Here is a 20,168-nt window from a genome sequence, read left to right on the forward strand (position 1 = left end):
GTTCCTTGGTCAAACTAAAAAAGAAGTATAGTGTTTTAGGGCTTAAGCCTGCGTTTTTACAATTTGCCACACACCATTGAAATAATCCCCTCTTCTGTCGTGTAGGGGTTTTTGAAATCTAATACTTTTTTGCTTCGGGCATTGTCCACCACCAAGTCACAAAACAGCCGCCTGTACAAAGCGGGCTTGAATCGCTGCAAGAAGACGCCAAATACCTTTACATGTAAAAGATACGGCTTCTTGTTTTGGGCTTTAGCGATGAGTTCTATGAGGCGCGTTGTAGAAAGAGGCGCGTCATCACTCGCAAGGAAAATACCACCTTGCTTTTCTTGGATAATGCGCTCCACCATGGCACAAAGATTGCCCACATAGACAAAGCTTCGTTTGTTTTTTATACTACCAAAAGGGAGGATGGGCATCTTATCTATAAGTTTTATAAGGTTTTGCATATTTGCTTTGACGCCACGCCCGTAGACGATAGGGGTGCGCACAACAGAAACCTTAAAACTTTCATCTTCTAATTTTTGAAGTTCTCGCTCGGCCCTCAATTTGCTTTTACCGTACTCATCTTGAGGCTTACATGTAAAGCTTTCGGTGTAAATTTCATGGCTTTCTTCCCCATAGACCTTGACTGTGCTCATAAAGATAAAATGCTTTACACCAGCCTCCTTGACCTTTTGCGCAAGCTGTAAGGTTTGGACGACATTGACTCTTTCATATTCCTCCTCATTCGCCCCGTCCGTTTGATGCACAAGGGCTGAGAGGTGCACAAGGGCGTCAATGCCTTTTACTTGTAAGGCATTGACGCTATCTTTCCTGAAGCTAAAAGTTTGGATATCATGCTTTTCTTTATATTTGCCCACAAAGTGGCTTCCTATGAAGCCTTTTGCGCCCGTGACTAAAAGCTTCACCTTAGTATATCCGCGATAGCCTCTAGATACTTTCTTATGACTATCTTTTCATCAAATTCTCGGACCATTTTTTCTCGCCCCTTCCTGCCCATATTTGCTCTTTGGTCTTCGTCAAGGTTTAGCATCATCTCCATTTTAGCGGCCAAGTCCTCAGCATTTTTTACCACACACAAAAAGCCATTTATGCCATCATCTACTACATCTTTGCAGCCTACGTTGTCTGTGGTGATGAGTGGCTTTGCCATGCTTGCACTTTCCAAGAGTGTCCTAGGCGTTCCTTCTCCGTAAAATGATGGCAACACTATGCAGTCTGCCTTAGCCATCTCCACTCTTACATCATTACTACTGCCTAGATAATTTACATACCCTTTCTCCACCCATACACTCATCTGTTTTTTTGATATAGCTGTTGGGCTTTCAACATCCAAGTAGCCCAAAAGCTGAAACTCTACATTTTGATGGTTTTGTTTTATGGTTTTAGCTGCATCCACAAACTCTTGTATCCCTTTTGCCCAAAGCATCCTAGACACAAGCAAAAATCTAAACACTCCATCTTCTTCTTTTTTTACAGGTTGAAACCTCTCTATATCTACACCACTTCCAGGAAGCACATCACACTTTTGTTTTTGCACCAAACCCTCATCCACAAACATTTTAAAATCATCTTGATTTTGAAAAAATATCTTAGTAGCTCTTTTCTGTGAAAACTTATAAAGCCATTTTGCAATTTTTGTTACAAAATTCTGTTTAATAAAAAGCGTTCCCAGTCCTGCAATGTTGTTGATAGTTGGAATATTTAAAAAACTAGCTGCAATAGTTCCATATATATTTGGTTTGATAGTATATTGCATTATTATATCTGGTTTCACATCTTTGTATATTTTGTAATATGAATAAATTGTTTTAATATCTTCTATAGGGTTTGTACCTTTTGTGTTTATCTCCATATCTACATACCCGAAGTGCTTTTTTATATTTTCACTATATCTATCATGAGGTGAAATAAATACTACCTCATATCCCTCTTTTTGAAAAGCAAAACCAAGATTTGCTCTCATGTTCCACGCATACCATGAGTTGTTTACTGCTATTGCTATTTTTTGCATAGTTTAAACTCTACTATAGCAGTTTCATAATCTTTAAAATCCACGCCTTTTAAATACTTCTTTGCTTTATCAAGCTCTTCTTGACTAAATTTTTCTAAAACATTTATATCATATTGCAAATTATATCTTTCAAAAAGTGCTATATACTCTTTCAAAAGAACTCTGCTGGGCTGACCAATATTTCCACCCATCATATTCCAAATCTTTTCGCTAAATGTATGAAAATATAGCTCTCCGTGCTTTTTAAATCTATTGTGGCATCGTAAATCTACTTTATGGTACATGACACCATCATCATTGAGTAGTTGAGCTAATACATTGAGCAGTAAATCAAGATTATCTACATGCTCTAAAACTGCATTTGAAACAATATAATCTATAGATTCTTTTTCAATTTTAAGCAACTCCTCATTTTTACCTGAAATATATTCTAGCTTTTCTAAATCTGTCTCTAAGTCATACTTGTGAATGATTTTTAAATCATTCACATGCAAACAATTAAACCTATCATAACAGTATCCTTTAGAAACATTTGAGGTTTTAATCATATGTAAAATCGTTGTTCTTGTAAATCCAGTTCCTATTTCTAAAACATTTTTACCCTCTAAACTACCTTTATAGTTTTCAATATATAGCTCTCCTACGTTTTTGCCATGCCTATACATCTCTTCCATTGTATTGCCAAACTCACCAGAACCTGATGAATTGAGAATTTGGTTATTCTGAAGCACATAAGCCAACATCTCAACATATTTGTTTTTTCTCAACAACTGTTTTATAAAACTTTTCATCTTGTTACTCCCAGTACTTCTATATACTCTTTTATTATATTCTCTACATCAAATTTCTTACAAGATTCATATCCATTTTGTATATGTCTTTCACAAATTTCTTCATCATAAAAAATCGAATTAATTTTTTCAACCAAACTATGAACATCTCCGATTTCAATCAAAAAACCATTGCTTCCATCTTCTATGATCTCCTCAGGACCTCCACACTTTGTACTTATAACTGGTATTCCACATGCCATAGTTTCAACCAAAATATTTCCAAAACTTTCAGTCTCGGATATACATACCAAAAAATGCGAATTTTTAATGTACTTGTATGGATTTTCCACCCAACCTAAAAAATGAACTCTGCTTGAAACTTCAAGCTCTTTTGATAATCTTTTCAGATTCTCTTTTTCTTGACCATCTCCTATAAATACTAATTCAACTTCAGCACTCAATGCTGGTAAAACCTCAATCAAGTCTTTATTTCGCTTCAGTGGTATAAGTCGCCCAACAGATACAATATATTTTTTAGTTTTATCAAACTGAAAATCATCAATCTCTTCAATTGCTAGTTTTTGAATCTCATCTATATCAAACATGTTATAAATAACTTTTTTTTCATTTTTAAACCCAAATAGCTTTTGCATATCTTTCTGGACAACATTTGAAACCGATATAATCTTGTCAGCAAAAGGATAAAGCACCTTTATGAGGAACAAATTGATTTTTCCACTTAAGCCTTCATTTTTATATCTACTTATCACGCTATGATTTACCACTTGTGCTTCATGCTGACTCTTAAACATAAACTTAGCCAAGATATTTACATAATTTGCTCGAAAGAGATGGCTTTGCACCACTTCTATATTATTATTTTTTATATATTTATTTAGATTAAATGCTAAAATTGGAAAAAAAAGCAACTTCTTAATTCTACTGATATCTTTGTTCCAATCCGTCAAATATGTAACTCTGATATCATTGTCAACTTTGAAAACATTATCTTTTTCTAAACAAATCAATTCAACAGAATATCCGTCATTATGTAAATGCTCAAGCAAGTTTCTTACAAGTTTTTCAGCTCCACCACCTGCCATAGAGTTAATTAAAAAGGCAACTTTTTTAGGCATACTCACTCTTTTTATAATGGTATGTATAGATATAAATAAACAAAGGCAACCAAACTATTCTAGAATTGATAATTGGATTAAAAATTAGCGTTATAAAATCTAAAAAAATAAAAAATAGAATAAATCCAAAAAACTTGTTTTTAATATTTTTAAGAACCAAATAGCTAACAACCAAAACTTGTAGCACAAAGCTGATCAATCCAAAATTGACTATATAAGACAATATGCCGTTATGAACACTTAGGCTTGTATCAAGATTTAGTGTTGAGTGATACCCAGGGTATAAAATACTACAACCAATACTTCCAATAGCATTCTTTAGCATTTCTATCCTAATAGTATTACTAGTTGTAGAAGGGGAAAAATCTTGTAAAATTAATGCACTCGCCTGATAAAACTCATCCCAATACCCACCAAAATACACTACTAAAACTAATAACAAAACACTTATAAGCATCAGTTTTGTTTTCTTTACAATCAAAAAAACACTTAGCTGAACCCATACAGTTTTTGATAAAGTCAAAGCAAAAGGAACGACACCCAAAAACTCAATAAGAATTTTAAATCTACCGCCAACAAATAAAGTAGCTAAAAATAACATCAAAACAAGATAGTGGCCCATCTCATTAGGAGTAAGCTCACCTAGCGTAAAGCGAAAGCCATAATCTTCTGGAAAATATAACTGTCCTGCAAGCTCAAAGTATTTAAGTAAAAAAAGTATTGAATTTACAATCAACCCAAACAATAAGCTTTTTAAAAAAAAGTCATATTGCTCAGTTTTATATACATTTTCTAAAAATATGGGTAGTGTAACTATTAAAAAAATGTACTGACTAAAAAACTGCAAGGAACCTGTTAAATCATTAGTAAAATTTATCAAGATTATAGATGGTAAAAAAATAAAAATCGATATTGCTATAAAATCAAATGTAAACTGTGATACAACTATCTTATTCTTAATCAAAATGCTAAACATTATAAAAATAAGCATCAAGACATCAAAATAAAATAATTTATTAAGATATGTAAACCTATATCCTGTAATAAAACTAATAACTACACAAATTAATAAAAACTTAAATATAAATTCTTTAATTAGTATAATATTGTGTATCTTCATTATTTCTTTCTTACCCTAAAGTAAGGTTTTTCAAAATATTTATACAGATAGTACGATGCAATAATAGTAATAGATAACGAAATAGAATAGTTAAGAACTAAAATAATTGGTGATTTTTCTAAATCAAAAAATTTTATGATTTTAACACCATAAGGTATGCCAAATCTATCATGAAACAGATAAAAAGAATAACTAATAGTTCCCAGAAAAATAAAAAGATTTTTTTCGAGTAGAGATTTTAAAAGATTTTGCTCCTGCAAAAGTGAACCCAGCAGAAAAAAACAAACTATCCCAACATACAAGAAATACAAATCTTTAGTAATCCAAGATCCTACTATATCGTTTGCATAATTTCGCCACAAATAAAACGCAATGATTAACAACACTACATAAACTAGCCAATATTGGAAATATTTTTGATATTTAGCCCACTTTTCTTCATCAAAATATATTATGGCTAATATTGTTCCCAAGAAAAAAGTATTAAATCGGGTCATATTTACTATAGGGTCTAACTCTATAAGAAAAAGATTGACAACATACAAAATAAAACTTAAAATTAATAAAATTAATATAGATTCGACATATAGTAGTATCAATGCCCCCCCTACTATAAGATAAAAATACATTTCATATTCTAGTGACCATGTAACAGGATTTAAGTTTCTAGAATCAAATAAATCTAAAAATATGATATTGTCAAAAATAAGCTTTAATCCATCTATATTTAAATACTTTGAACTTAAAAAAGGGATTGTCAGCACTACGACAACAGGTGTAACTCTTAACAATCTTTTTTTTATAAAGGTAAAATAAGAGTAATTATTTTTTCGTATAGTGTAGTAAATCAAAAAGCCACTCAACACAAAAAACATATCAACACCTAAATGACCAAATTTCAAATAGCTAAATATAGCATACTCTCCACTATAGTCCTTACTTGAATAAGAATCAGCAATTCTTCCCATAAAATGAACATTAAAAACCAACAATACGGCAATAGCCCGAAAGCCTGTAAAAGCATCATTTTTGAATGACTGGATTTTATTCAAAGATAGCATTAAAATTTGGCTCTAGATATAGCAAAGATACCATTCCAAAATAGCCCATAAAAAACTGCACTCAAAAAACTAAAATCTTTCTTTTTGATTTTATAATACACCACAATCAAAAACTTTTTTGCCAAAAACTGTTCTAGATATATTTGATTAAATACTTTTGATGTTTTATTCGCATTTATTAGTTTTTTTAAATACTTATTTAAGAAATTCAAATTTATATCTTTTTTTGCTATCCGTTCATTTAGGCCTATTACAAAATGCAGTCTATTTTCTTCTTCGCTGTTTGTAATACCTAATTTTTTAATATACTTATTAAACACATCACTAAGCAACTTATATCTTAGTTCTACTTTTCGAGTATCTGTTTTAGTTGTAATATTATTTTCACTTACCCTATATCTTAGAAGCACTTTAGGTATATTTGCCATTTTAGTAACATCGGATATTTTACTCCAAAGTTCATAGTCTTGTGCGTTAGCATAGTTTAAATTATACCTCAAGCCGCACTTATCTAAGATACTTTTTCGTATCATCACCGTAGGGTGCACAAAACAAACGGAGTATAAAAGCCGTACTTTCATTTCATTATTGTTTGCAGGATACTTCATCAGCTTAGTTTTTTTGTTATCTTCAAAAAGTTCTGCCCAAGTTCCACATATTCCTACTTCAAAGTTCTCTTCCATAAACATAATTTGTGTTTCAAATCTTACAGGTAAACTTATATCATCAGCATCCATCCGAGCAATATACTTACCTTTTGCTTCGTCTATTCCCTCATTTAAAGAGTATGGCAATCCTTTATTTTCACGACTAATTAAAACTATTCTTTCATCTTGACTTTTATATTTTTCTATTATTTCTAAACTACTATCTGTTGAGCCATCATTGATTATTATAAATTCAAAATTTCTATATGTTTGATTTAAAATACTCTCTATAGCTTCTGCTAAATATTTTTCACTATTATAGACTGACATCACAATAGATACTAATGGATTATTCATATTATATTGTTATCCAACTATCCAAAGCCAAATTCTTGTTTGGTCTTGACACCCACCATATTTTTGGTGAAATCACTATTTTCTTATTATTTTCATTTAACCAAGCAGCCCACCAACTAAATGTACTATTGGCTATAATATTGTGTTTACAATTTTTCATAAGCTCTAAATCATCAAAAGCAGTTTTTGTGTTATCTATAAAAATCTTATTTTCTAAAAACTCAAAGTTTTTCTTACACCAGGTTATATCATCTGAAAAAATATAAAAAAAAGGATTTTCAACCTCTTTTAAAATATATGTTATAGCATCCGTATAATATTTTAATGTTGTAGTTCCATGTACATTATTTGCTTTTATATTATCAACATAATCTCCTCTTCTTACATGTAAAGAGATACTTTGTGTCTTACAAATATTAATTAAATGATTTTTTGCTTCATAAGATATATTGTCCCTTAAAGTAAAGTCTTTAAGTAGTTCTGTTCTTATATCACGAAAAAATCTTTCATTTTGCCAATATCCATCCAAATAAATATTATCCTTATATGCAAATACTTCTTTATCAAATACTGCTGATTCTTTTTCTATAAAATAACTATTTAATATTCTTGGACTAAATCCCATTTTTCTCTTAACTTTAAACCAAAAGTTTTGATTTCCTGCAACTTCAATAATCTCATTTTTTGTTGCCATATGCTCCTCTATATTAAATCTACTCAATTCATATTTTCTCAGAGTTTGTTTTGGATAAAATGAAATATCAAGTTTAAATTTATCATTACGATTCTCTGCTATTGCTTTTGCAATGGCATACTGAAACATTTGATTTCCAAGTCCACCTGTAACTTTAACTATTATCATTCAAATCCTTAACTATCTCATCTACTACAGTATTTGCAAAAACCTCTGCTCTAAATTGGTCTGCGTTTGTACTGTTTAAAAACTCTTCTATTGAGTCAAGATAGCTCATGTAAGTTTTTTCATCCATATTTTTCATAAAATTATAAATATCTTCAAAGCTATCAAAGTCTCTTTTATCTATAAAACACTCTTTTGGAATATATTCGCATATATTTTTTGCACCCCAATATATAGGCACACATCCAGCAAAAAAACAGTCAAATATTTTTTCCGTTATATAACCATTTTGGTCTTTTATATTTTCGTAACATATTGAAAATTTATAACTTTGCATTGTTTCATATTTTGACTCTACTGTTCCTTTATAAGATGGAAAAGATGAGGCCATTAACTTTTTCAATGGTTTAATTTTATTTAAAATTCTCCCTAGTAAAGATTTGCCAAAATTGTATTCATTCCAACCTATTCCAAACAAATCAAACTCATTTGGATATTTTTTTTCAAACCATCTTATAAAATCAACTCTTTTTGAATATAGCTCATCGGAATGTTGTTCTAGTTTATTGCCAGAGATACAACAACATAATCTTTTATTATCAAACTTTTTAGGAATAGTTTTTGGTATATCAAATGCATAATTTAACTTGAAATATTTTTTGTTATCAACAAGTTCATCATCCCAAGTAAAAATCTTTTTATATTTTTGATGTATAGCCAAGTCCCAATCATTTGGTCGTATCAATCTGCTTTCTATCATTAACAAATAAGCATACTTGGCATTACTATGTTTCACACCATTTTCAATAACAATATCAAACTCTTGAGAATGTCTCTTGTCTATAATAGAAATTAATTCTATCTTTTTTGCTTCAAAAGTTTTTTTAAGAACAAACCATCTATAGGCATAGTTGTCTCTAATTTTTTTATAATCAAACATATTCTTATTGTTAGCCCAAAATCCAATTTTCATATTTTATAAGCTCCAACCATATTTCTCTACTTCTAAATCGTATCTATCTTTTAGTATTTGATTACTTTCTTTAAATAGTGGCAATATTTTTTCTTTTATATCTCTAGGAACTACTATTTTTTTACCACTTTTGATACTTTCAGATAATTTCCTTATTCTTCCCATCATTCCCATATTTATTGAATATAATATTCTTTGTTTCTCATCCAATTCTCCATAAGAGGGGATCACACTTTCTTTAGACATTATGTCTCTTCTTAGTTTCTCTCTTTGTGATAAAAATAAATAAATCAATTTGTCCAAATTTAAAAATGATGAACGATAATTGTGATAAGTATTTCTAAACAAATTTTGAAAAATTTTTGATATGAATGCTCCATGAGTAGTTAAGCTTGAGTTGACTTCTTTGTTACTTTCTATGGGTTGAAAATTTGTATCTTTACATCCAATAAAGCTATATAGTGCTTTTAAAAAACTTTCTTTATCCTGTTTTAATTCTTCAAATAAAAGCACCAATACATTTTCTTTGCCAAATGTTTTTTGATACATCGCTATATTTTTATCATATTTTAATCTTTCTATAATCCCTTTACACTCTATAGGATCTAAAAACCAATCTTCAAAACTACGAGTACCCCCTGTTTTTAAATATTGACTATAAATAGACCCTAACATAGAGATTTGTTCTCGTATTACATAGATAATTTTTACTTCACCAAAAACTTCTTTTAATCTTTGAGCATTTCTTAAAGCATGCTCACCTGTGATATAGTTTGACTGAGAGAGTGCTTCTCTTGATATTCCAACTATTTTATTGTTTTCCTTTATCACATTATCTTCAAATCTTTTTCTCAATCTTTCTGCATCAAAATCCAAATCTCTAATATCTACTAATTCTCTTACAACATTTTTAAGTTCTTTATTTTGAAAAAAATCGCCTAAATATTGAATCTCTGGATGAAAAGGAAGCACAGTTTGTTGTAACCAAGAAGTTCCTGTTTTATAATCTCCTACATGTATAAAATCAATTATTTTATTCATTTTCTAGCCTATTAATAATTTCTTTTGCTTTTTCAACATCATAATCAAACCATTTTGCTTGAAGTATTTTTTTTATTTTATCTTTGTCAAATCTAAACCTAATTATCTTTGCAGGGACACCTGCTACAACGGCATATGGTGGAACATCCCTTGTAACTACTGAATTTGCTCCAACCACTGCACCATTACCAATAGTTACACCCCTCAATATTATTGAATCAGTACCTATCCATACATCATTTTCAATAACACACGATTTTTTTGTAAGTTGCTCATATTTATTTGTATAAAAAATTGAATTTGTAGAGATTTTTGTTAAATCATGTTCTCCTTGACCTATTGAAACATTATTAGCAATAGAACAATATCTTCCAATATTAGTTTTTGTAATATTGCAATTTTTACCTATATATGAATATGAACCAATAGTTGAGTTTTTATCAATAAGAGTATTTTTATTTATTTGAATATTCTTACCACAAATAGCTTTAGATGATACATCATAGCTCTTTATAACAGATTGATTTTTGTTACTTAAAACAAGCAAATTAAAGATATTAATTATTTTTTTTAACACTTTTAGCTCATGTACTTATTGTTTATCTAAAAAGTCTTGATGTACATATATATCATCATACTTTAATAGTTCTTCTTCTAATAATGCAAACCTATGAACTGCGTCATCCCTAGACGCATTAACTTGAAATATTTTATTATCTTGTAAATATTTCGAGACTACTAATGTTGCTTTTTTCATAACCTACCTATTTTAGTGAAATCTTAAATCTACTATATATTCTTTGTTTAAAAACATTATTATCAAATTGCCGCTTCATTTTTTCAATATAATATGCAAAATCTTTACTCCATTTTATATGAAATTTACTTGCTTCATTATCGACAATGTAAAAAAATGTATCTGGATCATTATGAATTTTATAATCAATTTTTTCATTAAACTCAAAGCCATATCCAAATGTATTTAAATTTAACGGAATGATTTTACCATTAAAATTGAACTTTATAATTAGTTCTCTAAGTTTAGTATATGATGAATTTTTTAAGTCAATATCTTCTTTTGATAAGAAATGAATTGTATTATTCTTGTCAATATAGACTAAGTTCACGTGGTATTGCACAGAAGTTATTAATTCAAAAGTATATAAAGGTACTTCTATATACCCTTTTGGAGCTACTCTACTTAATTCAGATATAAAAAAATTTATATCTTTCTTAGGAATATGTTCTAAAACATGTGAACATATAACATAATCAAACTCTTTATCTTCAAATGGAAAAATATCTTCTCTAAAATACACTATCTTTTTTTTAAGATCTTTTTTTTGAGATGAACCTGTCTGTTTTAAGGCTACATCATCATCATCAAATATTTTTTCCAGTAACACATCAGATCTGTAAAATGGTGTATAACCAGGCCCAACATCTAAAACTCTATCAGTTTTTTTTATACTTTTTATTTTTTCTGGGAAGAACATAGCAGTACTCCTATTTATTTGTATACCAGCATTTCGGAAGAATCAAGCTTTTTCCTTTTGCACAGTCAACATCTAACTCATTTGGAAAAGTTTCAATAAAACCTTGCACAGTTACCCTATCTTTTCTTACAAAAGTAAATTCCATAACTTTTGGAATTTCTAAGTCACCTTTTCCGTAAACTTCACAACAATTATTTGGATATATATGCACAACATGGTGAGTTTCTAAAAGTTTTTCAAATGCATGGCTAACCCTTTGAAACAATGCCCCGTTCCATAACATATCTAGCTCGTGAAATTCAATAACTATAATCCTAAATCTTTTCATTAAACTTTTGGGTATGCTATAGATTGCTTCATATTCAGCACTCTCAATATCCATTTGTAGCATTAAATCCGAATCAACTTCAAGATTAGATTTATTTATCCAGTTTTCTATGGACATAAACTTTTCGTTATCAAATGAACTAATATACTTTTTTTCAAAGCTAAAAAACTCATGGCTTTTGCGTGGTCCATCGACTGAAGCATCTGCCATAAAAACTTTCATACCTCTGTTTGCGCAATCAAATTCAAAATCTGATTTTGTTCCAACACCAGGAGAAAAAAGTGCTTCTATACCCTGTAAATCATCAGGTATTAGATAACCTCCATCTTCACTAGAACCCACTCTAATCAAACTTATATCTATCTTAATAGGTTTTAACTTAGAAATAAATCCTTCAATTTCTGTCTTTGTGGTTGCTCGACTAGCCTGTATATTTATGCCAAAAAGCATTGATAGTTTTTTTATTATTCTTAATAATTTTTTCATTATAGCGCCTTATTTTATAGTTTCTATGTTGTAGCCAAATTTTTTCATAGTATCTTTATGCTCAGTTTCAATTGCTTGTTGCAACTTTGTAGTTAAAAGTTCTCTCCAGCTTTCTGTTTTAGCACTTCTTAGAAATTTTGCATTTTCTATATCTCCATTTGCTAAAAATTCTTTTTTCTTTTTTTCAAAACTTTGATTTTCTATAGATTGTTTTAAAGTATTTTCATCATATTTAATATGCAAATCCTTAAGTAGTCTTTTTAGCTCCTCGTAAGTATTTTCTAGTAAATCTTCATATCTAACTACTGTTACATCGTTCATATTTGTCCAATAGTTAACATGTTCACTCCAGCTCCCTACTTTTGCCTTGTTAAATCTTCCTTTTAAAGTCCGTACTACAAGATTTTTGTAATGTTTTAAAGTTTTATTCCAACTTGTATTTAAATTCAGTATTTCAAATTCAAACAACTTTCTTTTCCAAAAACATTCGCCTATTTCTGATTCATTAATCCATCTATATAAATAAAAAAAACCAGAAACTAAACTTGCTCTCGGATCCCTTATGATATATACTTTTTTTGATTTTAAAACTTGCTCTAAGTTGCTTGTTGCATGGATTTTGTGAATTGAATAATCTCCATTTTTAGTATCACTATTTTCAGAATTGTTGATTACATCTTTTTCAGACTCAACATATATTTTTGAATTTGTAATATCGGACAAAAGCCGAGCCAACCAAGTGTTTCCAGACTTTGGGAATCCTATTACATATAAATCTTCTTTATTTTCCATTCTTCCTCATTTTTTGTAAAATTAAATTTTTTATTTGCTTATACTCAAGTGACACTATTAAACTTGTAATAACAATGCAAGAGATCAACACTTCAAGTATAAAAAAAGACCAATTAGTTTGATTAAACACTTCATGTGATATTCCAATGTAAGCTAATACCAAAAATATCATAACAAGAAGTTTTACTATTACCACTTTGCTGACTTTTACTCCTACTGCATCATTTATTTTCTTGAGCAATCGTAATGCAACTAAAAAACTGACGCACAAAAGAGCTATCGGTACACCGATTATCCCCATAAGGTTTATCAATATTGTAGACAGTAAAATATACCCAATGCCCTCTATAAGCACAATATTTGTAGCATATTGCATCTCATCGAGCCCGAAAAGCAAACTTCTAAAAAGTCTCGTCATACTAAAAGCCAATGCACTAAGACCTAAAGCCACTATCACATGCTGGTCTAAAACTATCTCTTCTCCTATCCATAAGCTCACAAAAGTATAATTGGATGCCATGTAGACACTATACCCCAACACTCCAACTAAAAAACTTCTTGTGATTATCAGGAGAGTTATTTTCTTTATTTTTTCTTTATTTCCTTCTCCCACCAAATGAGAAAAAGGCCCAAGCAAAGAGGCATTAAATACATTTAACATTTTTAAAATTATGTCTATCACTTTTCGTGTCACATCATAAGCAGTTGTCATCTCAGCACCCAAAAAGGTTGTGATGATGATGGGGTGAGATTTATTTAAAATATTATTGCCAATCGTATAGCCCAATAAATGCGGACTAAAAGAAATGTATTCTTTTAGTATAGTTCGTTTTATGCTTGATCTAATATGTAGTTGCTTATACAATACACCCACATAGATGCCACAAGACATCACGATAAGTATCTCTGTAATTAGAAGGCTAGCAGGTATGGAGAGGAGTCCTAAGCCAGAGTAGAGCAAAAAAACAACTATGCATATACCAATTATATTTGAAAAAACCATTATATATATACCCACCAACGGTCGCAGAAGTGACTGTGAAAGACCACGAAATGATGATGAAAAAAAAGTTAATACTGTTGTTGCTAAGGCCATCCAATAAGCTTGTCTTAGCAGCGATAACTTTTCATCTGAAATATCCAAAAAATTGTGTAGAAAAAATGAAATAAAATAGCCTAGAAATAAAAAAATAATTGTAATCAAGAGGTAGATAACCACGCTGTTAATAAAATAATCTCCAACAGCTTGAAAATTATTTTGCGCATACGACTTTGAAATTCTCTGCATTGCCATAGTACCGATGCCAAAATTGACAATACCAAGAAGTGCTACTATGCTTCCTATCGTTATCCAATATCCATATAATTCATACGATATAAATTGAAAATACAATGGCAGCAGGAGCAAGCCTTTTGTGATAGCAATAGCAGTGAGTGCGTAACCTCCTATAGCTTGTGTTAAAAACGCTTTTTTTCTACTTGGTTGCTTTGTTTGATATTTCATAATTCTAAAACTTAAAAAATATGGGCACAAGCACCAACACAACGCCCCCATGCACAAGCGAAACCAAAGCACCACTTTTAAGAAAAGTCTTAAAACTGTACCCACCCACGCTTGCCACCATCAAGTTCGTCTGATACCCATAGGGTGTTAAAAAACTCGCACTTGCGCCATACGCCACTGCCATTACAAAGGGGAGGTAGTTCACATCTAAAGAGAGTGCTGTGGAGTAGGCAATAGGGAAAGCCAAGGCTGCAGCGGCGTTGTTAGTGATGATTTCTGTTAAAAGGGCGGTAAAAATATAAATAGCAAAAAAGACTCCATACACCCCAAAGCCTTCAAAAGCTCCAATGAGTCCATTTGCCACAGATTGAGCTAGCCCTATTTCAATAATGACACCTGAAACCCCAAGGGCAGAGCCGATGATAAGCATAAGGTCATAAGGGAAGCGTCTCTTAATCTCATCAAAATTTAAAAATTTAAACAAAACAAGCACGACAAGTAAAATGAACAATCCCTTTATAAGAGGAAGTACTTTAAGCACACTGAGCAAAATCACACCCAAAAATCCCGCCAAAACAGCGATACTTTGCATCTGAGAGAGTTTTTGGTTGATTGCAACATCATTAAAAAAATAAAAATTCTTTTTGAGATTATCCCGCTGGTAAAAGTCATTTCCTGTAGCTAACACCAAATTATCCCCTGCGCGAAGCTCGATCTCCGCAATCTTGCCCGAAAGCTTCTCATCCCCACGCTTGATGGCCACCACCGAAGCATCAAATTTAATCCTAAAGTTGACCTCTTTTAGGGATTTACCCACAAGAGTTGACTCATGGGAAATGATGGCTTCCACGAGATTTGCCAAAAGGTCATGCTTTACATGTACAAGTTCTAAACCCTTGAATTTTTCCAAAAGGGCTATCTCTTTCACATCTCCGCTAAAAATAAGCACATCTTCTTCTTGAAGGACTTCATCTGGGTGCACGGGAGAGATGATGTGACCCTCCCTTAGCACTTCGCTTAAAAAGAGGTACTCGAGATTCCTGAGGCCATTTTCTTTGATGGTTTTACCAACAAGTGGCGAAGTCTTGGTGACTTTTGCCTCAATAAAATAACTCTCAAGAGTGTTTTGGGTTTTGTATTCAGGTAAAAATCTGGTGATAAACATCAGCATCAGTGTACCAACAACAGCCACTGGAATACCCACATACACAAAGTCAAACATTTCAAGACTAGGAAGCCCGCGCTCTAGCACAAAGCCATTGACAATGAGATTAGTAGATGTACCCACAAGAGTAATGGTGCCTCCAAAAATAGCTGCGTATGAAAGAGGAATGAGGAGTTTTGAAGGGGCGTGAAATTTATTTTGTTTCACGACACTCATCAAGGATGCCACAACAGCGGTATTGTTCAAAAAAGCTGATAATAACGCACTAAAAAAGCTAATTTTTGCCACAGATTTAGATAAAGACTTGTCAAAAAGACGCGTTGAAAGCATGGTAATAAATGATGTTTTCTCAATGGCAATAGAAACCAATAAGAGTAGTATTAAAGTCACTAGAGATTGGTTTACATAATTTTTAAGCAATACCTCGATAGAAATCAAATCCAAAAAATAGTACCCCAACACAAGCCCAAAAAAGAGCAATGCGGGCTTAAGCTTATTTTGAATCAACAAAGCCAAAAGAAGGATAATGGAGAATGCTACAAAGTATTGCATCATAAAATTTCACAATTCCATTGAGGGTAATTTCGTCTAATATAAGCATTAAGTTCAATCTCTGCTTGGGTATACTCTTTGCTCTGAATTCTAAATTCTAAACCCTGAATGCTTTCCACTATCATCCCCGCTCCAATGGTTTCATTACTATGCCTGTCAATGACAATAAAACTACCCGTGTAGCGATTGTTTTCATAGGCATCCACGGCAATGACACGGTCAAGCTTCAAGGTGCATTTGGCGATATCATTGAGTTCTAGTTGCTGGGCTTCAAGCTCCTCGAATGTATTGGCATCCTTTTTATATGCTATCTTTTCAAAAACACCGTTCATCACCGATGTTGCCCGCTTAATAACATAACTCTCATTAGTATTCATAGGTTTTTCGCTCATCCAGACAAGCATCACCGAAAAAGCATTGGACACTTCTGGAAGCTCATTGGTTTTTACTATCATATCGCCCCTTGAAACGTCTATCTCATCCTCAAGGATTAGGGTTGTTGCCATGGGGGTATAGGCGTGAATAATGGTTTCTACGGGTTCATTTTGGCCAAGGGGTTTTAACACCTTGATGTCGTTTGAGACGATTGCTTTAACTTTGCTTGTTTTTTTGGAAGGTAGCACCGTGATGCTATCGCCCGCTCGGATTTCACCACTTGCAATAGTTCCACAAAAACCCCTAAAATTCAAATGGGGACGAGTAACATACTGCACAGGAAACCTAAAGGAATTTTGAATATTAAATGCTGATTTTTGAATTTCCAATGTATCTAGTAGCTCCATAAGGGAACGACCTCTGTACCATGAGCACTTTAGAGAGTTGCTGACTATATTGTCGCCATCTAGGGCTGAGATGGGAATATAAATAGTGTTAAGTGCTAGATGGGGAGTGTTAAGATAGCCAAGGACTTCATTTTCGTACTGGGCTATGATTTCATCATATCTTTCTTGGGAAAAATCCACTAGGTCCATCTTGTTGATGGCTACGATGATATTTTTAATGCCCAATAAGCTTACGATGTATGAGTGGCGCTTTGTTTGGGTGAGCACACCTTGTCTAGCATCGATGAGAATGATGGCAATGTCAGCAGTACTCGCACCTGTGGCCATGTTGCGCGTATATTGCTCATGTCCTGGAGTGTCTGCGATGATGAATTTTCGTTTTTGGGTAGAAAAAAACCGGTAAGCTACGTCTATGGTGATGCCCTGTTCACGTTCGCTTGCAAGTCCATCTACCAAAAGCGCAAGGTCCATCCTTTCCCCTGTGGTGCCGTGTTTTTTGCTATCTTTTTCAATGGCGCTCAACTGGTCTTCAAAAATCATCTTGCTGTCATAAAGTAGCCTGCCAATGAGCGTGCTTTTGCCATCATCCACACTTCCACAAGTGATAAAACGACAAATCTCTTTGTTTTCATGCTCTTTTAAGTACGCTTCTATGTTTTCTGCGATTAGGCTTGATTGATGCGCCATATTAAAAATACCCCTCTTGTTTTTTCTTTTCCATGCTTGCATCGCTGTCAGTGTCGATGAGTCTGCCTTGGCGTTCGCTAGTGGTACAGATGAGCATCTCTTGGATGATTTGTGGCAGGGTTGTGGCTTCTGAGTTTACAGCTCCCGTGAGCGGATAACACCCAAGGGTGCGAAAGCGTACCTTCTCTTTTTTGGCTTTTTGGGCTAACTCATGCGGCATACGCTTATCATCTACCATGATTTTTGTACCCATATACTCCACCACATCGCGTTCTTTTGAAAAGTACAGTTCAGGGATGGGGATTTGCTCTAGGTAGATGTACTGCCAAATATCAAGTTCTGTCCAATTTGAGAGTGGGAAAACACGGATGCTTTCCCCTTTTTTGTGGCGACCATTGTAAATATTCCAAAGTTCTGGTCGTTGATTTTTAGGGTCCCAGCGGTGGTTTTCGTCCCGAAAGGAATAGATGCGCTCTTTGGCGCGACTCTTCTCTTCATCCCGTCTAGCGCCTCCAAAAACAGCATCAAATTTGTACTTATTAAGCATTTGTTTTAGGGCTTCGGTTTTCATAATGTCTGTGTGCATGGCACTTCCATGGGTAAAGGGTGAGATGTCTAGCTCTTTACCTTTTGGATTAGTGTAAACAATCAGTTCCATGCCCACTTCTTTGGCCCTTTGATCACGAAAAGTTATCATCTCTTTGAACTTCCACTGGGTGTCTACATGTACAAGAGGAAGCGGTGGCGGGGCGGGGTAAAAGGCCTTTTGTAAAATGTGGAGCATTACTGAGCTATCTTTGCCTACGCTATAAAGCATGGCGGGGTTTTCAAACTCCGCTACCACTTCGCGCATGATATGGATGGATTCAGCTTCGAGTTGTTTGAGGTGGGTAAGCTTGTTGCGAGAAATGATTGGTGTTCTAAGATTGAGCGTATTATTTTTGATGAAATTATTTTCCAAAAGATAGCCCAAAATTTCCTCGCATATCTCATCCACGCTCATTATGTCACTCTTTACATGTAGCTCTGGGTTGAGCGGCTTTTCATAGGGTGAATCAAGCCCTGTGAAGTCCTTAATGGCTCCTTTTCTAGCTTTTTCATACAAACCTTTTGGGTCTCTTTGTTCACACACTTCTAGGGGTGCATCCACAAACACTTCAATAAATTCCCCGTACTCCACCAAGCTCCTGGCCATGTAGCGATCCGCGATAAAGGGAGAGATAAACGCCGAAAGCACGATGTGTCCGCTGTCCACAAAGAGTTTGGCCACCTCGCCGATGCGGCGGATATTTTCCACTCTGGAGTTTTCATCAAAGCCCAAGTCTTTGTTGAGGCCATGTCGAATATTATCCCCATCTAAAAGGTAGGTTTTATTGCCATTTTGAAAGAGCTTTTCTTCTAGGGCATTGGCAATGGTGGATTTTCCACTTCCGCTTAAACCCGTAAGCCAAATGACGCAGGGTTTTTGCCTGTACGTTTTTTCACGAACCTCTTTGGTTATGGAGTGCCTATGCCACTGTATGTTTTTGTTCATTTACGCCACCACAAAACTGGGATTGAGTAGATTTTCTTTATTGTACTTCAATGGTACTAAATCTTTACATGTAAGGTAAGTTTGAGAAGTTGTGTTTTCATTATAAACGTAAACATTTTTACCAGCCTCTAGCACCACCGCATGGGCGGCTGCTGTGTCCCACTCCATGGTGGGAGCGATGCGCGGGTAGATATCTGCCTCGCCCTCAGCTATCATGCAAAGCTTTAACGAACTTCCCTTCGAGACGAGCGTTAAGTGTTTGGTAGTGAGTGCTAGATTATCCACAAAGGTTTTTGTTTCATCAGACATGTGGGATTTTGAAGCCACAACAGCTAAAGATGTTGCAAAATCACTCTTTACATGTAAGGGAAGTTTTTGGCCGTTTAAAAAAGCGCCCAAGCCTTTTTTTGCAGAATACATTTTTTGCAATACGGGAGCATATACCACGCCTAGAATTGGAACTCCATTTTGAATAAGGGCGATATTGATAGTGAATTCGCCATTTTTTTTAATGAACTCTTTGGTGCCATCAATGGGGTCAATGCACCAGTAGTATTCCCACTCTTTTCTTTGGGTGTATGCAACAGTTTTGTTTTCTTCAGAGAGAATGGGAATATCTGGATAAAGACTTGTAAGGGCGGTGCAGATAATTTCATTAGAAAGGGTATCTGCTTCAGTCAAGGGCGACTTGTCATCTTTATATGCTACGGCAAAGTCTTTGCTATAAATTTCTACGATAACTTTTCCAGCTTCCAGGGCTATATTTTTTATGTCGTTTATATTTATCCCATCCATCATACTCTTCCTTTAAACAGTCCTCTTGCGTCGTGTAGTTTGCAACAATGTAGTAAAATATTC

The 20,168-nt window shown here is 33.3% G+C and carries 19 protein-coding genes and 1 pseudogene; all 20 read right to left on the bottom strand.

Features of this window, described 5'->3' with window-relative positions; translation table 11 throughout:
• Window positions 1–56: 56 nt before the first annotated feature.
• The 20 genes and pseudogenes from AC5SLM_RS02770 to cysQ all read right to left on the bottom strand — a co-directional run bounded on the left by AC5SLM_RS02770 (window position 57) and on the right by cysQ (window position 20,108).
• The gene (locus AC5SLM_RS02770) at window positions 57–911 is read right to left on the bottom strand and encodes an NAD-dependent epimerase/dehydratase family protein (RefSeq protein WP_495249412.1); all 855 of its coding nucleotides are present in this window, start codon (window positions 909–911) and stop codon (window positions 57–59) included.
• Window positions 908–2,017 carry a glycosyltransferase family 4 protein gene (locus AC5SLM_RS02775; protein WP_495249413.1) on the bottom strand — a complete coding sequence of 370 codons (1,110 nt, stop codon included), beginning with the start codon at window positions 2,015–2,017 and terminating at the stop codon, window positions 908–910. The genes AC5SLM_RS02770 and AC5SLM_RS02775 overlap by 4 nt, the downstream gene beginning before the upstream one ends.
• The gene (locus tag AC5SLM_RS02780; protein ID WP_495249414.1) at window positions 2,005–2,808 is read right to left on the bottom strand and encodes a methyltransferase domain-containing protein; all 804 of its coding nucleotides are present in this window, start codon (window positions 2,806–2,808) and stop codon (window positions 2,005–2,007) included. Before AC5SLM_RS02780 ends, AC5SLM_RS02775 begins: the two co-directional genes overlap by 13 nt.
• A complete protein-coding gene (locus AC5SLM_RS02785) occupies window positions 2,805–3,926 on the bottom strand; it encodes a glycosyltransferase (RefSeq protein ID WP_495249415.1) in 1,122 nt (373 codons plus the stop codon). The genes AC5SLM_RS02780 and AC5SLM_RS02785 overlap by 4 nt, the downstream gene beginning before the upstream one ends.
• Complete coding sequence (locus AC5SLM_RS02790) at window positions 3,919–5,046, bottom strand: hypothetical protein (protein WP_495249416.1); 1,128 nt, start codon at window positions 5,044–5,046, stop codon at window positions 3,919–3,921. Before AC5SLM_RS02790 ends, AC5SLM_RS02785 begins: the two co-directional genes overlap by 8 nt.
• Window positions 5,046–6,098, bottom strand: coding sequence for an acyltransferase family protein (locus AC5SLM_RS02795; RefSeq protein WP_495249417.1), 1,053 nt, complete (start codon window positions 6,096–6,098; stop codon window positions 5,046–5,048). The genes AC5SLM_RS02790 and AC5SLM_RS02795 overlap by 1 nt, the downstream gene beginning before the upstream one ends.
• 8 nt (window positions 6,099–6,106) lie before the next feature.
• Window positions 6,107–7,111, bottom strand: coding sequence for a glycosyltransferase family 2 protein (locus tag AC5SLM_RS02800; RefSeq protein ID WP_495249418.1), 1,005 nt, complete (start codon window positions 7,109–7,111; stop codon window positions 6,107–6,109).
• 1 nt (window position 7,112) lies between these two features.
• On the bottom strand, window positions 7,113–7,973 hold the full coding sequence (locus AC5SLM_RS02805; RefSeq protein WP_495249419.1) for an alpha-1,2-fucosyltransferase: 861 nt from the start codon (window positions 7,971–7,973) through the stop codon (window positions 7,113–7,115).
• The gene (locus AC5SLM_RS02810) at window positions 7,960–8,943 is read right to left on the bottom strand and encodes a glycosyltransferase family 10 domain-containing protein (RefSeq protein WP_495249420.1); all 984 of its coding nucleotides are present in this window, start codon (window positions 8,941–8,943) and stop codon (window positions 7,960–7,962) included. The genes AC5SLM_RS02805 and AC5SLM_RS02810 overlap by 14 nt, the downstream gene beginning before the upstream one ends.
• Before the next feature lie 3 nt (window positions 8,944–8,946).
• Complete coding sequence (locus AC5SLM_RS02815) at window positions 8,947–9,984, bottom strand: sulfotransferase domain-containing protein (protein ID WP_495249421.1); 1,038 nt, start codon at window positions 9,982–9,984, stop codon at window positions 8,947–8,949.
• Window positions 9,977–10,561: a CatB-related O-acetyltransferase gene (locus tag AC5SLM_RS02820; protein WP_495249422.1), complete on the bottom strand. Its 585-nt coding sequence runs from the start codon at window positions 10,559–10,561 to the stop codon at window positions 9,977–9,979. Before AC5SLM_RS02820 ends, AC5SLM_RS02815 begins: the two co-directional genes overlap by 8 nt.
• Before the next feature lie 187 nt (window positions 10,562–10,748).
• Window positions 10,749–11,480, bottom strand: a complete 732-nt coding sequence (locus AC5SLM_RS02825) for a class I SAM-dependent methyltransferase (protein ID WP_495249423.1) — start codon at window positions 11,478–11,480, stop codon at window positions 10,749–10,751.
• A 10-nt stretch (window positions 11,481–11,490) separates the two neighbouring features.
• Window positions 11,491–12,294 carry a hypothetical protein gene (locus tag AC5SLM_RS02830; protein WP_495249424.1) on the bottom strand — a complete coding sequence of 268 codons (804 nt, stop codon included), beginning with the start codon at window positions 12,292–12,294 and terminating at the stop codon, window positions 11,491–11,493.
• Between the two features lie 9 nt (window positions 12,295–12,303).
• Window positions 12,304–13,086: a sulfotransferase domain-containing protein gene (locus AC5SLM_RS02835; protein WP_495249425.1), complete on the bottom strand. Its 783-nt coding sequence runs from the start codon at window positions 13,084–13,086 to the stop codon at window positions 12,304–12,306.
• Entirely contained in the window at window positions 13,076–14,590 is a 1,515-nt protein-coding gene (locus AC5SLM_RS02840; RefSeq protein ID WP_495249426.1) for a lipopolysaccharide biosynthesis protein, read from the bottom strand. The genes AC5SLM_RS02835 and AC5SLM_RS02840 overlap by 11 nt, the downstream gene beginning before the upstream one ends.
• A gap of 4 nt (window positions 14,591–14,594) precedes the next feature.
• Complete coding sequence (locus AC5SLM_RS02845; protein ID WP_495249427.1) at window positions 14,595–16,310, bottom strand: SLC13 family permease; 1,716 nt, start codon at window positions 16,308–16,310, stop codon at window positions 14,595–14,597.
• Window positions 16,307–17,776: a sulfate adenylyltransferase subunit CysN gene (gene cysN, locus AC5SLM_RS02850; protein WP_495249428.1), complete on the bottom strand. Its 1,470-nt coding sequence runs from the start codon at window positions 17,774–17,776 to the stop codon at window positions 16,307–16,309. Before cysN ends, AC5SLM_RS02845 begins: the two co-directional genes overlap by 4 nt.
• Before the next feature lies 1 nt (window position 17,777).
• Window positions 17,778–18,689 (bottom strand): sulfate adenylyltransferase subunit CysD, encoded by a 912-nt coding sequence (gene cysD, locus AC5SLM_RS02855; RefSeq protein WP_495249946.1) that lies wholly within the window; start codon window positions 18,687–18,689, stop codon window positions 17,778–17,780.
• Between the two features lie 30 nt (window positions 18,690–18,719).
• Window positions 18,720–19,310 (bottom strand): annotated as a pseudogene (gene cysC / locus AC5SLM_RS02860) (adenylyl-sulfate kinase); the annotation flags it as partial.
• Entirely contained in the window at window positions 19,311–20,108 is a 798-nt protein-coding gene (cysQ, locus tag AC5SLM_RS02865; protein ID WP_495249429.1) for a 3'(2'),5'-bisphosphate nucleotidase CysQ, read from the bottom strand.
• Window positions 20,109–20,168: the final 60 nt, after the last annotated feature.

It is taken from the genome of Sulfurospirillum sp. HTRB-L1, assembly GCF_059415125.1.

Excerpts from the sequence above, each read along its gene's own strand:
- AC5SLM_RS02845 (WP_495249427.1), bottom strand. The coding sequence starts at position 16,310 with ATGATGCAATACTTTGTAGCATTCTCCATTATCCTTCTTTTGGCTTTG.
- AC5SLM_RS02815 (WP_495249421.1), bottom strand. The coding sequence starts at position 9,984 with ATGAATAAAATAATTGATTTTATACATGTAGGAGATTATAAAACAGGA.
- cysN (WP_495249428.1), bottom strand. The coding sequence starts at position 17,776 with ATGGCGCATCAATCAAGCCTAATCGCAGAAAACATAGAAGCGTACTTA.
- AC5SLM_RS02840 (WP_495249426.1), bottom strand. The coding sequence starts at position 14,590 with ATGAAATATCAAACAAAGCAACCAAGTAGAAAAAAAGCGTTTTTAACA.
- AC5SLM_RS02790 (WP_495249416.1), bottom strand. The coding sequence starts at position 5,046 with ATGAAGATACACAATATTATACTAATTAAAGAATTTATATTTAAGTTT.
- AC5SLM_RS02805 (WP_495249419.1), bottom strand. The coding sequence starts at position 7,973 with ATGATAATAGTTAAAGTTACAGGTGGACTTGGAAATCAAATGTTTCAG.
- AC5SLM_RS02830 (WP_495249424.1), bottom strand. The coding sequence starts at position 12,294 with ATGAAAAAATTATTAAGAATAATAAAAAAACTATCAATGCTTTTTGGC.
- AC5SLM_RS02780 (WP_495249414.1), bottom strand. The coding sequence starts at position 2,808 with ATGAAAAGTTTTATAAAACAGTTGTTGAGAAAAAACAAATATGTTGAG.
- cysQ (WP_495249429.1), bottom strand. The coding sequence starts at position 20,108 with ATGATGGATGGGATAAATATAAACGACATAAAAAATATAGCCCTGGAA.
- AC5SLM_RS02810 (WP_495249420.1), bottom strand. The coding sequence starts at position 8,943 with ATGAAAATTGGATTTTGGGCTAACAATAAGAATATGTTTGATTATAAA.
- AC5SLM_RS02825 (WP_495249423.1), bottom strand. The coding sequence starts at position 11,480 with ATGTTCTTCCCAGAAAAAATAAAAAGTATAAAAAAAACTGATAGAGTT.
- AC5SLM_RS02775 (WP_495249413.1), bottom strand. The coding sequence starts at position 2,017 with ATGCAAAAAATAGCAATAGCAGTAAACAACTCATGGTATGCGTGGAAC.
- AC5SLM_RS02785 (WP_495249415.1), bottom strand. The coding sequence starts at position 3,926 with ATGCCTAAAAAAGTTGCCTTTTTAATTAACTCTATGGCAGGTGGTGGA.
- AC5SLM_RS02835 (WP_495249425.1), bottom strand. The coding sequence starts at position 13,086 with ATGGAAAATAAAGAAGATTTATATGTAATAGGATTCCCAAAGTCTGGA.
- AC5SLM_RS02800 (WP_495249418.1), bottom strand. The coding sequence starts at position 7,111 with ATGAATAATCCATTAGTATCTATTGTGATGTCAGTCTATAATAGTGAA.